Below are 13124 nucleotides of genomic sequence, written 5' to 3' on the forward strand. Positions count from 1 at the left end.
ATGCTGGCGCTTCTTGCCGGGACCGGTGCGCTTCCGGGCGCGATCCTCGCCCATCGGCCCGAGGCGCTGGTCTGCGAAATGGCGGGCGTGCCGGTGACCGTGCCCGAGGGAACGCATCGCCTCGGCTACAGGATCGAGACCCTTGGCACGCTTCTGGCCGATCTGCGGGCGCGCGGCGTGAACGAGATTTGCCTTGCCGGCGCGATGACCCGGCCCGAGATCGACCCCGGTGCCATCGACGCGGCCACCGCGCCGCTCGTACCGCGCCTCATGGCGGCCATGGGGCAGGGCGATGACGCCACGCTTCGGGCGGTGATGGCGCTTCTGGAGGATGAGGGGTTCGCCCTGCGCGCCGCCCACGAGATTGCCCCCGGGCTTCTGCCCGCGCCGGGTATTCTAGGGGCCGTTGCCGTCACGGATGCGCAGGAGGCCGATGCGCGGCGCGCAGCGTCCGTGCATCGCGCGATGGCCGTGGCCGATGTCGGTCAGGCCTGCGTGGTGCGCGGCGGGCTCTGTCTTGCGGTCGAGGCGTTGCCCGGCACCGACTGGATGCTGCGCAGCCTCTCCGGCGGAGAGGCGACGGGGGGCCTGCTCTACAAGGCGCCCAAGCCCGGTCAGGATCGCCGCGCCGACCTGCCGGTGATTGGCCCCGGCACGATCGAGGGTGCGGCGCAAGCGGGACTGTCGGCCATCGTGATCGAGGCGGGCGGCGTCATGCTGCTCGACCGCGACGCCACCCTCGCCGCCGCCGACCGCCACGGCATCGCGCTCTTGGTGCGGGCATGAGAGTCTTCGTCATTGCGGGAGAGCCGTCCGGCGACCGGCTGGGCCGGGCGGTGATGGCCGGGCTAAGGCAATTGTCGCCCGAGGTGAGTTTCGACGGCATCGGCGGTCCCGGTATGGCAGGCGAAGGGCTTAGGAGCCTCTTTCCGATGGAGGAGCTGTCGGTGATGGGCATCGCCGAGGTGCTGCCGCGCTACCGCCAGCTGATGCGTCGTCTCGACGAGACGGCACGGGCCGTGATCGAGACCCGCCCCGACATCCTGCTCACCATCGACAGCCCGGATTTCTGCCTGCGCGTGGCGCGGCGGGTCAAGGCGGCGGGCGCGCCGGTGCGCTGCGTCCACTACGTCGCCCCGAGCGTCTGGGCCTGGCGTCCGGGCCGGGCGGCCAAGATGGCGCGCAGCATCGATCAGGTGCTGGCGCTTTTGCCGTTCGAGCCGCCCTACATGGAAGCCGCCGGGATGGAGTGCGATTTCGTCGGCCATCCGGTCGTCACCGATCCGCAGGCCGACGACAGTGAGGCGCGCGCGTTCCGCGAACAGCACGGCATTGGCGACGCACCCCTCCTGCTGGCGCTTCCCGGATCGCGCCGGGGCGAGGTGCAGCGCCTGTCCGAAACCTTCGGCGCGGCGCTGGCGCGGGTGCAGGCGGCCCTGCCGGAGGCGCGCGTCGTGTTGCCCTGCGCAGCACCTGTCGTCGATCTGGTCCGCGCCGAGACGCGGCATTGGTCGGTGGCACCCCTGTTGATCGATCCCGCGCAGGACCCTCACGGTGCGGAGAAGCGCGCGGCCTTCCGTGCCGCAGACGTGGCACTCGCCGCCTCCGGCACGGTGTCGCTCGAACTTGCGGCGGCGGACACGCCGATGGTCGTGGCCTATGACATGGGCTGGGTGTCGCGGGTCATCATCGGGCGGATGCTGCTTACCGATACGGTGACGCTGGTGAACCTCGTGAGCGAAACGCGAAGCGTGCCGGAGTACATCGGCAAGGACTGCAGCCCCGAGCCGATCGGCCGGGCGCTGCTGCGCGTGCTCGAGCGGCCCGAAGCTCAGCGCGCGGCGTTGCATGAGACGATGAAACGCCTCGGAGCAGGGGGTGAAGCGCCGGGTCTGAGGGCCGCGCGCTCGATTCTCGACCGCGCACGCTGAAGGTTTCTGCCGAGGATTTTCAGCTAATCCGAAGGATTGCGCCTCAGCGGCCCTTCCAGATCCAGCCGCCGCCAAGCACTCGGCTACCTTCGGGCGCATAGAACACGCAAGCCTGCCCCGGCGAGACGCCCTGTTCGGGCGACAGCAGTTCGACCTCGGCCTCGGTCGCGCCGAGCGGCCGGATCACCGCAGGCGCGGGCGGGCGGGTCGAGCGGACGCGCACCAGAACCTCGCGCTCGGCCTGATCGGTGAAGCCGCCGCCGCCGATCCAGTTGATCTCGCGCAGCGGCACGCGCCGGGTCGCGAGCATCTCTTTGGGACCGACGATGACGCGGCGCGCCTCGACATCGAGCTTCACCACATAGAGCGGCTCGTCGAGCCCGCCGATCCCGAGGCCCCGCCGCTGGCCCACCGTGTAGTGGATCAGCCCGCGATGCTCGCCGAGGATGCGCCCGTCGACATGCGCGATCTCGCCCGGCTCTGCGGCGCCGGGGCGCAGCTTCTCGATCACGGCGGCATAGTTCCCGTCGGGCACGAAGCATATGTCCTGGCTGTCGGGCTTGTCGGCGACCGAGAGGCCATAGCGCGCGGCCAGCGCCCGGGTCTCGGCCTTGGAGGCCAGCCCGCCAAGGGGAAAGCGCAGGTAATCGAGCTGCTCCTGCGTGGTCGAGAACAGGAAATAACTCTGATCGCGGTTCGCGTCGGCGGCCGAATGCAGCTCGGCGCCGGCCACGCCCATCTCGCGGCGGATATAGTGCCCGGTGGCCATGCAGTCGGCGTCGAGATCCTTCGCGGTAGCGAGCAGGTCCTTGAACTTCACCCGCTCGTTGCAGCGGATGCAGGGCACCGGCGTCGCGCCCGCAAGGTAGCTGTCGGCGAACTCGTCGATCACCGCCTCGCGGAAGGTGTTCTCGTAGTCGAGCACGTAATGCGGAAAGCCCATGCTCTCGGCCACGCGGCGCGCGTCGTGGATGTCGCGGCCCGCGCAGCAGGCCCCTTTCTTGGCGAGCGCCGCGCCATGGTCGTAGAGCTGCAGCGTCACGCCCACCACGTCGTAGCCCTCTTCCTTGAGCTGGGCGGCCACGACCGAGCTGTCGACGCCGCCCGACATCGCCACGACGACGCGGGTGTCGGAGGCGGGCTTGGCGAAGCCCAGCGAATTGAGTGCGGTGTCCAGCGGCATGGGGCGATCCTTGGCGCGAGAGGGAGGGGAGGCGCGCGAGGCGGGTGATCGCGCCGCAATATATGAAAATGGCACCCATTCTCAACCCCCTCGCTTCACGGCTCCTTAGCTCCGTTTGGGCAAGGTCTGCCCCGGGGCGAACGGAGGTGAGAATGTACCTGAAGAAGACCGAAGGCCGACATGCGGTAACGCTGCCCGATGGACGCGTCATGACGCGCGCCGATCTGCCACCGCCGGATACGGAGCGCTGGGTCGCGTCGCGAAAGGCGCAACTGCTGCTCGCAATCACCGCCGGGTTGATATCGCGCGATTATGCGATCCGGACCTATCGGCTCTCCGAAGAGGAGCTCACCAGTTGGGAGCGGCTCGTCGGACGCTACGGAACGGCGGCTCTCAAAGCCACAACTGTACAAAGGTATAGACAACCTGAGGATGAAGCATCAGAGTTGCCTTAAGGTAATACGGAATTAACCGTCAACTGGCTTACTGCCCTGCAACGGTCAAGCCGATCACGGAGGGGATGGAATGCGCGTCTTGCTAGTCGAGGACGACCCGGCCACATCGAAAAGCATCGAATTGATGCTCACTCATGCGAACCTCAACGTCTATGCCACCGACATGGGGGAGGAGGGGATCGATCTGGCCAAGTTGTACGACTACGACCTGATCCTTCTGGACCTGCATTTGCCGGACATGAACGGGCACGAGGTCCTGCGCCAGCTCAGGCTCAGCCGGGTCGAGACACCGATCCTGATTCTGTCGGGCGACGACGACACCGAAAGCAAGCTCAAGGGCTTCGGCTTTGGGGCCGACGACTACCTGACCAAGCCGTTTCACCGCGACGAGCTGGTGGCGCGCATCCATGCGATCATCCGCCGCTCCAAGGGGCATGCGCAATCGGTCATCACGACCGGCGAGGTGTCGGTGAACCTCGACGCCAAAACGGTCAAGGCCGCCGGGCAGGCAGTGCATCTGACGGGCAAGGAGTACCAGATGCTGGAGCTTCTCAGCCTGCGCAAGGGCACGACTCTCACCAAGGAGATGTTCCTCAACCACCTCTATGGCGGCATGGACGAGCCGGAGTTGAAGATCATCGACGTCTTCATCTGCAAGCTGCGCAAGAAGCTGGCTCAGGCGACGGGGGGCGAGCATTACATCGAGACGGTCTGGGGCCGTGGCTACGTGCTGCGCGACCCCGAGCCGTTGACGCAAACGCCCCCGATCGCCATCGGTGCCTGACCCCGGCTCGCATCTGGACGCTCCCGCACAGGGCTTCTAAGTTCGCCACGCGGATGGAACAGTCCGCGACGGCGACCGGGAGACGGCTTTGACGGCGGACATGGATTTGGCGGCGATCGAGGTCGCGGCACTCACCGAAGCTCAGGCACGCGAGGAGATCGAGCGTCTCGCCGCGGAGATCGGTGCGGCGAATGCCGCCTACCACCAGCGCGATGCGCCAGAGATCAGCGATGCCGCCTATGACGCGCTGCGCCGCCGCAATGCCGAGATCGAGGCGCGCTTTCCCGACCTCAAGCGCGAGGACAGCCCAACCGAACAGGTGGGCGCCGCCCCGGCCGACGGTTTCGGCAAGGTGTCCCACGCGGTGCGGATGCTGTCTCTGGGCAATGCCTTCACCGACGAGGAGGTGACCGAGTTCGCGATGCGCGTGCGCAAGTTCCTCGGCCTCGCCGAGGATGCGCCGCTCGATTTCACCGCCGAGCCCAAGATTGACGGGCTGTCGCTGTCGCTGCGCTATGAGCAGGGGCGTCTGGCGCGCGCCGCCACGCGCGGTGACGGGGCCGTGGGCGAGGATGTGACCGCCAACGCGCTCACCATCGATGACATTCCCGACCGGCTCGACGGCGCGCCCGAGGTGCTGGAGGTGCGCGGCGAAGTCTATATGAGCCATGCCGATTTCGCCGTCCTCAACGCCCGCCACGCCGAGCGCGGTTCCAAGACCTTCGCCAACCCGCGCAACGCCGCCGCAGGCTCGCTGCGCCAGCTCGATCCCGAGATCACGAGGATGCGGCCGCTGCGGTTCTTTGCCTATGCGTGGGGCGAGCTGGCGGCGCCGCTGGCCACGCATCAGTTCGACGCCATTGTTCGCCTGCGGGAACTCGGCTTTTGCACCAACCCCATGACCCGGCGCTGCGACACCCCTCAGAAGATGATCGACGCCTACCGCGAAATCGAGGCGAGACGCGCCGATCTGGGCTATGACATTGATGGCGTCGTCTACAAGGTCGACGACCTGTCGTTCCAACGCCGTCTCGGCATGCGCTCGACCACGCCGCGCTGGGCGCTGGCGCACAAGTTTCCCGCCGAGCTGGCCTGGACCACGCTGGAGAAGATCGAGATCCAGGTGGGTCGGACCGGTGCGCTTTCCCCCGTGGCGCGGCTCAAGCCCGTGACAGTGGGCGGCGTCGTCGTCTCAAATGCGACGCTGCATAACGAGGACTATATTGCGGGCCGCGATTCCAAAGGTATGGCGATCCGCGAGGGGCGCGATATCCGCGAAGGCGACCGCGTGCAGGTCTACCGTGCCGGCGACGTGATCCCCAAGATCGCCGATGTCGATCTCGACCGCCGTTCCAAAGACAGTGTTCCCTATGTGTTCCCGGATCATTGTCCCGAATGCGGCTCGGCGGCCCCGCGCGAGGAAGGCGACGCGATCCGCCGCTGCACCGGCGGGCTGATCTGTCCTGCGCAGGCGGTGGAAAAGCTGCGCCATCTCGTGTCCCGCGCCGCCTTCGACATAGACGGCATGGGGGCCAAGCAGGTCGAGCAGTTCCACCGCGACGGATGGATCGGCGAGCCCGCCGACATCTTCACCCTGCGCGAGCGCTATGGGACGGGGATGCAGCAGCTCAAGAACCGCGAGGGATGGGGCGAGAAGTCGGCCGCGGCACTGTTCGACGCCATCGACACGGCAAGGCGCGTGCCGTTGGGACGGATGCTCTTCGGTCTGGGCATCGCGCATGTGGGCGAGGTAGCGGCCAATGTGCTGGCGCGGCACTTCGGAACATGGGAGGCGCTGATCGCCGCCGTCGATGCCGCCGCGCAGGAGCCCGCCGCGCAGGCCGAGGACGACAAGGCGCGCAAGGGCGCCCTGACCGAGAGCCCGCATTGGGCCGAGATAACCGGCATCGACGGCATCGGCTTCACCGTCGCGGTGAGCCTCGTGACCTCCCTCAGTCAGGAGGGGGAGCGTGGCTCGGTCGACCGGCTGGTGGCGCAGCTCGACATCCAGCCGGCCGAGCAGCCCAAGACCGACGGCAGCCCCGTGGCGGGCAAGACGGTGGTGTTCACCGGCACGCTCGAAAAGATGACCCGCGCCGAGGCCAAGGCCCGCGCCGAGCAGCTTGGCGCCAAGGTCGCGGGTTCGGTCTCGGGCAAGACGGACCTTCTCGTCGCGGGGCCGGGGGCCGGCTCCAAGGCGGCCAAGGCCGAAGCCCTGGGCGTCGAGGTGCTGGACGAGGACGGCTGGCTTGCGCTGATCGGCGACGCATGAGCGTGAAGGGCAGGCCGGAGATCCTGTTCCCGCTCTTCGGGGACATCCAGAAGCTCAAGGGCATCGGCCCCAAGACCGTGCCCGCCTTCGAGGCCGCAGGGTTGGCCCGGCCGCGCGACGTGCTCCTGACGCTGCCGCATTCGGGGATCGACCGCGCCCGCAAGCGCAGCATCCACGACGTGGTGCCGCCCACCGTGGTCACGGTCGAGGTGGAGGTGGTGCGCCATCATCCCCCCGCCAACAAGGGGCGGCCTTGGCGCGTCACCGTCGAGGATGCCGAGACCGCGTTCCAGCTCGTGTTCTTCCACGCGCGGGGAAGCTACGTGCCCGATCTGTTGCCGCTGGGAGAGCGGCGCATTGTCTCGGGCAAGGTCGAGCTGTTCGACGGGCTGGCGCAGATGGTGCATCCCGATCATGTACTGCCCGTCGAGAGGGAGGGAGAGATCCTTGCCTTCGAGCCGGTCTATCCGCTCTCGAACGGCATCACCCAAAGGCAGATGACCGGCGCCGCCCGCTCCGCGCTGGGCCTCGCGCCCGAGCTTGAGGAATGGATCGACACCGGACTTCGTGCGCGCGAGGGATGGCCCTCGTGGAAAGAGGCGCTCGATCAGGCCCATGCACCGCAGAGCATCAATGACCTCTCGCCCACGCACCCCGCGCGGCTGCGTCTCGCCTATGACGAATTGCTGGCGCATCAGCTGACTCTTGCTCTTGCCCGTGCCACCGCGCGCCGAAGCCCCGGACGACCGAGCCTGGGGGACAGGCGGTATCGCAGGCGCGTGCTCGCCGCACTTCCATATGCACCCACGGGGGCACAGGCCCGCGCCGTCGACGAGATCGCCCGCGACATGGAGGGGCAATCCCGGATGAACCGGCTGCTGCAGGGGGATGTCGGTTCGGGCAAGACGCTGGTGGCGCTGATGGCGCTTCTGATCGCGGTGGAGGCAGGCGGGCAGGGCGTGATGATGGCCCCGACCGAGATCCTTGCCCGACAGCACTTCGAAGGACTGCATCCGCTCGCCGAAAGCGCGGGCGTGGTGATCGAGCTTCTCACCGGGCGCGACAAGGGGAGCGAGCGTCGCCGCAAGCTCGAAGCCCTCGCCGAGGGGCGTATCCAGATCCTCGTCGGCACCCATGCGGTGTTCCAGAAGGATGTGGAGTTCCGCGACCTGCGCCTCGCCGTGATCGACGAGCAGCACCGCTTCGGCGTCGCGCAGCGTATGGAGCTTGGCGCCAAGGGGCGCGGCGTCGACGTGCTGGTGATGACCGCCACGCCGATTCCGCGCAGCCTCGCGCTCACGCAATATGGCGACATGGACGTGAGCGTGCTCGATGAAAAGCCGCCCGGACGCTCTCCCGTCACCACTGCGCTCGTCTCGACCGAACGCTTGGGGGAGGTGGTCGAGAAGCTGCGCGCCGCCGTGGCCGAGGGGCGCCAAGCCTATTGGGTCTGTCCCTTGGTCGAGGAGAGCGAGGTCTCGGACATGACCGCGGCCGAGGAACGCTTCAAGCATCTTCGCGCCGCGCTGGGCGAAGGGGTGGTCGGTATCGTGCATGGGCAACTGCCGCCCGCCGAGAAAGACGCCGCCATGGCGCGCTTTGTCGCGGGCGAGACCAAGGTGCTCGTCGCGACCACGGTGATCGAGGTGGGCGTCAACGTGCCCGCCGCCTCGATCATGGTGATCGAGCGGGCCGAGAATTTCGGCCTTGCACAGCTGCACCAGCTTCGCGGACGGGTCGGACGCGGCAGCGCCAAATCCACCTGCCTGCTGATGTACCAGCCGCCCTTGGGCGAAACCGCGCGGCGCAGGCTGGAGATCATGCGCGAGACCGAGGACGGCTTTCGCATCTCGGAAGAGGATCTGTCGATGCGCGGTGCGGGCGACGTGATCGGCACCGCGCAATCCGGACTGCCGCGATTCCGCATCGCCGATCTCGAACGTCATGCCGGGCTTATGGCGCTTGCCCAGAGCGATGCGCGCACGCTGCTGACAATCGACTCCGCGCTTCAGGGCGAACGGGGACGTTCCGCGCGTGTTCTCCTCTGGCTCATGGAGCAGGACCGGGCAATCCGCCTGATCTCGGTCGGCTAGGAAACTTCCGTTTTGTAACAATACGCTGGCCGGATAAGAACAGGATGTTCTTATAAAGTTCTTTACAGGCGTTGCCCCATATGGGAACAAAGCGGCAACAGGAGCGCAGAGAGAGGAGACGCGGATGGCACAGGAACTCAAACTGGTGATGCACCGCTCTCGCGACACCTTGGTCGCCGACGCGCTGGGCGCGGCGTCTCTTATGCTCTTGTTGTTCGTCGGATTGTGGCTGCCCGGCCTGATCTGATCTGCCCGGACCCTTTACCGGTCGCCGCAGCCCGATCCCGCGGGTCATCGCGGCGGATCGCCCGTCCGCCGCATGGAGCCATGCTCCGGCGTGCGACCGGATCCCCGGAGGGTCCTGCCTCTGCCGCCGCCACCCTTCGGGGTGCGCGGCGGTTTTTTTGGTACGAGGACGGCCTTGGATCAGCCGGTCGCGCTGCGTCGGGCGCCGACCTCTTCAACCGCCTGCGTGACGGCCTCGATCGCCAGTAGGATCGAGGCGTGGCGGTTGCGATAGTCGCGCGCGGGCTGCAGCACTTCGAAACCCTCGAAGGGCGCGTCGGGCACCGGGCCGTTCTCGGCCAGCATGGCGCGAAGTTGATCGCGCGCCCGCGCCAGTTCCGCATGGTCGCGCCCGATCACCGCGCCGCCGACGATCGCCGCCGCCGCCTGACCCAGCGCACAAGCCTTCACTTCCTGGCCATAGCCGGTGACCGCGCCGTTCTCGACCGTCACGTCCACCGTCACGGTCGAGCCGCACAGAGGGGCGCGGCGGCGCACCGTGGCGTCGGGCGCCTCCAGCCGGTCGGTCAGGGGCATCTCGGTCGTCAGCGCGAGGATGCGCTGCGAATAGAGCTTGATCAGGTCGGTCTCGCCGCTGGCACGCTCGGTCATGTTTGCCTCTTCTCTGTCGTCCCTCTAGATAGGCACGACGCTCCGGGATGCAAAAGGTTTGTGCCGATGTTCGACCCCAAGACGCTTCGCTACGACGCCAACGGCCTCATTCCCGCCATCGCGCAGGAGGCGGGCACCGGCGAGGTGCTGATGATGGCCTGGATGAACGCGGCCTCGATCGAAAAGACCCTCGCAAGCGGTCGGGTCACCTATTGGTCACGCTCGCGGCAGGAGTTCTGGGAAAAGGGCGCGACCTCGGGCAACCAGCAGGTGCTGATCGAGATGCGCATCGATTGCGATCGCGATTGCCTGCTCCTGCAGGTCGAACAATCCGGTCCGGCCTGCCACACGGGGCGTCGCAACTGTTTCTACACCGCGTTGCGGCAGGGTGACGAAGTCGAGATCGCAAAGCCGATGACGTGACGCGTCGGATTTGAGTATTCCTGGAGCGACGTGGCCTAGAGGCCGATCATGCGCCGGATGTCGGCGGGGGTCGCCCCCCCGTCGCGGTAAAGACGGATCGCGCGCGCATCGTCGCGCTTGGCAAGGCGGCGGCCTGTTTCATCGCGGATGAGCCGATGATGGTGGTAGTCCGGGACCCGCAGGCCCAAGAGCCGCTGCAGCAGCACATGCAGCGGCGTCGCCTCGATAAGATCGCGACCGCGCACCGCCTCGGTAATGCCTTGCGCTGCGTCGTCGATCACTACGGCAAGGTGGTAGGACGTGCCCATGCCGCGCCGCGCCAGAACCGGGTCACCGATGCTGTCGATCAAGGTGTCGGTCGCGATCTTGCGCTCGCCCGCCTCCTCGCCTGTCTCTGTCCAGCGCAGCGGGTCGCGAAGGCGCGCTGCGGCGCGAGCCAAGTCGAGCCGCAGCGGCACGTCGGCGGGAAGAGGGCCGGATCGATCATGGCCCCGGCAGATGCCGGGATAGATCACCCCGTCGAGGCCAAGGCGCGGACCTCCCTCCTGCGGCGCGGAGGCCGCGTCGAGGATGTCGCGCCGGTTGCAATGGCACGGGTAAAGGAGCCCCTCGGCCCAGAGCCGCTCCAGCGCCGCGCGATAGGCGGGGAGCCTTTCGGACTGGCGCAGCACCGGTTCGGGCCATGCGAGGCCAAGCCAGCGCAGATCATCATGAATGCGCCGCTCCCATTCGGGCTTTGACCGCTGCCTGTCGATATCCTCGATCCGAAGCAGGAACGTCCCGCCTTGCGCCCGCGCCGCCGCTGTCAGGGCTGAGAACGCATGTCCGAGATGCAGCGGCCCGGTGGGCGACGGGGCAAAGCGAGTGACGCGCATTCAGCCGCGCTTGACTGCGCTTTGATGGATGACCAGCCATGCCAGCAAGATGAAGATCGGATGGCCGAGACCTCCCGAGATCAGGATCGCAGGAAACCAGATCACCAGAACCACGAGACCGAGGATCACCCGACCCGTCAGCATGATGGCGACAGGCGGCAGGAGCAGGGCAAGTATGTAGAGCATGTGAAATCCGTTCCGCTTGGGGTTGCCCCCGAGATGTGGTCCCGGAGGCGTCGAGGCAAGCCCTCAGGCGGTCGCCATCTCCTGCGCGGCGAGCCAGCCTTGCCAGTCTTCCTTGGCGCGGTCGGTATAGCCTTTATAGCGGTCCTTGCGGCCGCGACGGCCGCCGCGCACACCGTCGAGCGGCGGGAACAGCCCGAAATTCACGTTCATCGGCTGGAACGTCTTGGCCTCGGCCCCGCCGGTGATGTGGGTGACGAGCGCGCCCATCGCCGTGGTCTGCGGCACCGCGGGCACCGTGTGACCCATGATCTCGGCGGCGGCAAGACGACCGGCCAGAAGGCCCATTGCCGCGCTTTCGACATATCCTTCGACACCAGTGACTTGTCCGGCAAAGCGGATGTTGGGCTGGGCGCGCAGCCGCATTTCCCCGTCAAGCAGTGTCGGGCTGTTCAGGAAAGTGTTGCGATGAATCCCCCCGAGCCGCGCGAACTTCGCCTCCTGAAGCCCAGGAATCATCCGGAAAACATCGGTTTGTGCGCCGTACTTCATCTTGGTCTGAAAGCCGACGATGTTGTAGAGCGTGCCAAGCTTGTTGTCGCGGCGCAGCTGCACCACGGCATAGGGCTTGTTTTTTGGGTCATGCGGATTGGTCAGGCCCACCGGCTTCATCGGCCCGTGGCGTAGCGTTTCGCGGCCGCGCTCGGCCATCACCTCGATCGGCAGGCAGCCGTCGAAATAGCCCGCCGTCTCGCCCTCGTGGAACTCGGCCTTGTCGGCGGCGAGCAGCGCGTCGATGAAGGCCTCGTGCTCATCCTTCGTCATCGGGCAGTTGATATAGGCGGTGCGCTCTTCTTCCGTCTCGCCCTTGTCATAGCGTGACTGCAGCCACGCCTTCGACATGTCGATACTCTCGGCATAGACGATGGGGGCGATGGCGTCGAAGAACGCCAGCGCGCCGGTGCCGGTCACGGCCGAGATCGCTTCGGCCAGCGCAGGCGAGGTCAGCGGACCGGTGGCGAAGATCCAGTGCCCGGTCTCGGGGAGCTCGGTGATCTCATCGTAGCTCACCATCACGTTCGGATGCGCCTTGAGCTGCGCGGTGACATCAGCGGCAAAGGGATCGCGGTCCACCGCCAGCGCCCCGCCCGCGGGCAGGCGGTGCCGGTCGGCGGTTGACATGATGAGACCGCCCGCCGCGCGCATTTCCCAGTGCAGAAGACCGACGGCGTTCTGCTCGCTGTCGTCCGAGCGAAACGAGTTGGAGCAGACCATTTCGGCGAGGTCGCCAGTGCGATGCGCGAAGGTTTCCACCTTGGGTCGCATCTCGTGCAGGATGACGGGGATGCCGGCGTTCGCGGCCTGCCATGCGGCTTCGGAGCCGGCCATGCCGCCGCCGACGATATGAAGGGGTTCTGTCATGGCGCCCAGATAGGCGCAGCGGCGGGCAAAGAAAAGCCCCGTCCGGTGGTCCTGGCTCATTCCGGCTTTTGGGGCGCAACTGCAACGCTACCGAGAAAATCCTCGGTAGCCGTTTGATTTTAGGTGTATATTTTTCAGGGCTGCTTACACAGGCTGCGGGACTTTTGTCCCGGCGCAACAGCAAGCAGAAAAATCGCTCTGGGATTTCGTCGCCGGGAAAAACGGCCAACATCCCTTTCGGTCCCGGAGGACTTCTTGACAGATCAATACCGACAGATCGGAGATCGTATGGTCAAGAAGCTCAAGCAACTGAACCTTTCTCAAGTCTACCCTGCCGTGGCGTTGTTGCAGAACTCCCCGCCTGACGGTTTTCATAGCGGATCAGCCGCTTAGATGGGCGGGCATGACGAAGCCCATGCCTGCCCGCTACTGCACGACGAACTGGTCCGCTTACAACGCCGCGCTGCGGAAGCGCGGCTCTCTGCTGATCTGGCTGGACCGGGTGATGACGTGGCTCGCACCGCGTGAGGGACGGCCGGGACGTCCCCCTGTTTTCTCCGAGGGTGCGATACAGTTCTGCTTGTCGATGGCGATGTTGCGCAAATC

14 protein-coding genes are annotated in these 13124 nt (G+C 66.8%); 9 read left to right on the plus strand and 5 right to left on the minus strand.

What is annotated here, in order from left to right; genetic code table 11:
- Positions 1-786, plus strand: coding sequence for an LpxI family protein (locus MBELCI_RS12815; RefSeq protein WP_021694658.1), 786 nt, complete (start codon positions 1-3; stop codon positions 784-786).
- Entirely contained in the window at positions 783-1931 is a 1149-nt protein-coding gene (lpxB, locus tag MBELCI_RS12820; RefSeq protein WP_021694659.1) for a lipid-A-disaccharide synthase, read from the plus strand. Before MBELCI_RS12815 ends, lpxB begins: the two co-directional genes overlap by 4 nt.
- 43 nt (positions 1932-1974) lie before the next feature.
- Here the strand turns inward: lpxB and mnmA are convergent, their stop codons facing one another.
- Entirely contained in the window at positions 1975-3114 is a 1140-nt protein-coding gene (gene mnmA, locus MBELCI_RS12825; RefSeq protein ID WP_021694660.1) for a tRNA 2-thiouridine(34) synthase MnmA, read from the minus strand.
- 152 nt (positions 3115-3266) lie between these two features.
- Between mnmA and sciP the strand changes: the two genes are divergently transcribed.
- The 5 genes from sciP (at position 3267) to MBELCI_RS22350 (ending at position 8965) form a co-directional block, all read left to right on the plus strand.
- Positions 3267-3569, plus strand: coding sequence for a CtrA inhibitor SciP (gene sciP / locus MBELCI_RS19960; RefSeq protein WP_081698583.1), 303 nt, complete (start codon positions 3267-3269; stop codon positions 3567-3569).
- Positions 3570-3639: 70 nt separating this feature from the next.
- Complete coding sequence (ctrA, locus tag MBELCI_RS12830) at positions 3640-4353, plus strand: response regulator transcription factor CtrA (RefSeq protein ID WP_045320127.1); 714 nt, start codon at positions 3640-3642, stop codon at positions 4351-4353.
- A 100-nt stretch (positions 4354-4453) separates the two neighbouring features.
- Positions 4454-6625, plus strand: coding sequence for an NAD-dependent DNA ligase LigA (gene ligA / locus MBELCI_RS12835; protein WP_021694662.1), 2172 nt, complete (start codon positions 4454-4456; stop codon positions 6623-6625).
- Positions 6626-6627: 2 nt separating this feature from the next.
- Positions 6628-8718, plus strand: coding sequence for an ATP-dependent DNA helicase RecG (gene recG, locus MBELCI_RS12840; RefSeq protein ID WP_162833749.1), 2091 nt, complete (start codon positions 6628-6630; stop codon positions 8716-8718).
- Positions 8719-8842: 124 nt separating this feature from the next.
- Positions 8843-8965: a hypothetical protein gene (locus MBELCI_RS22350; RefSeq protein ID WP_021694664.1), complete on the plus strand. Its 123-nt coding sequence runs from the start codon at positions 8843-8845 to the stop codon at positions 8963-8965.
- A 179-nt stretch (positions 8966-9144) separates the two neighbouring features.
- Here the strand turns inward: MBELCI_RS22350 and MBELCI_RS12845 are convergent, their stop codons facing one another.
- Positions 9145-9615 carry an iron-sulfur cluster assembly scaffold protein gene (locus MBELCI_RS12845; protein WP_021694665.1) on the minus strand — a complete coding sequence of 157 codons (471 nt, stop codon included), beginning with the start codon at positions 9613-9615 and terminating at the stop codon, positions 9145-9147.
- Between the two features lie 66 nt (positions 9616-9681).
- Between MBELCI_RS12845 and hisI the strand changes: the two genes are divergently transcribed.
- Positions 9682-10038 (plus strand): phosphoribosyl-AMP cyclohydrolase, encoded by a 357-nt coding sequence (gene hisI / locus MBELCI_RS12850; protein ID WP_045320128.1) that lies wholly within the window; start codon positions 9682-9684, stop codon positions 10036-10038.
- A 35-nt stretch (positions 10039-10073) separates the two neighbouring features.
- Here the strand turns inward: hisI and gluQRS are convergent, their stop codons facing one another.
- From gluQRS to trmFO, 3 genes are all read right to left on the minus strand, one after another.
- Complete coding sequence (gene gluQRS / locus MBELCI_RS12855; RefSeq protein WP_021694667.1) at positions 10074-10913, minus strand: tRNA glutamyl-Q(34) synthetase GluQRS; 840 nt, start codon at positions 10911-10913, stop codon at positions 10074-10076.
- On the minus strand, positions 10914-11099 hold the full coding sequence (locus tag MBELCI_RS12860) for a hypothetical protein (protein ID WP_021694668.1): 186 nt from the start codon (positions 11097-11099) through the stop codon (positions 10914-10916).
- 63 nt (positions 11100-11162) lie between these two features.
- Positions 11163-12518, minus strand: a complete 1356-nt coding sequence (trmFO, locus tag MBELCI_RS12865) for a methylenetetrahydrofolate--tRNA-(uracil(54)-C(5))-methyltransferase (FADH(2)-oxidizing) TrmFO (protein WP_045320132.1) — start codon at positions 12516-12518, stop codon at positions 11163-11165.
- A 403-nt stretch (positions 12519-12921) separates the two neighbouring features.
- Here trmFO and MBELCI_RS19965 point away from each other — a divergent pair.
- On the plus strand, positions 12922-13124 hold a 203-nt coding region (locus tag MBELCI_RS19965; protein ID WP_200861276.1), incomplete at its 3' end, for a transposase.

It is taken from the genome of Limimaricola cinnabarinus LL-001, assembly GCF_000466965.1.
GTDB classification, from domain to species: Bacteria; Pseudomonadota; Alphaproteobacteria; order Rhodobacterales; family Rhodobacteraceae; genus Limimaricola; species Limimaricola cinnabarinus.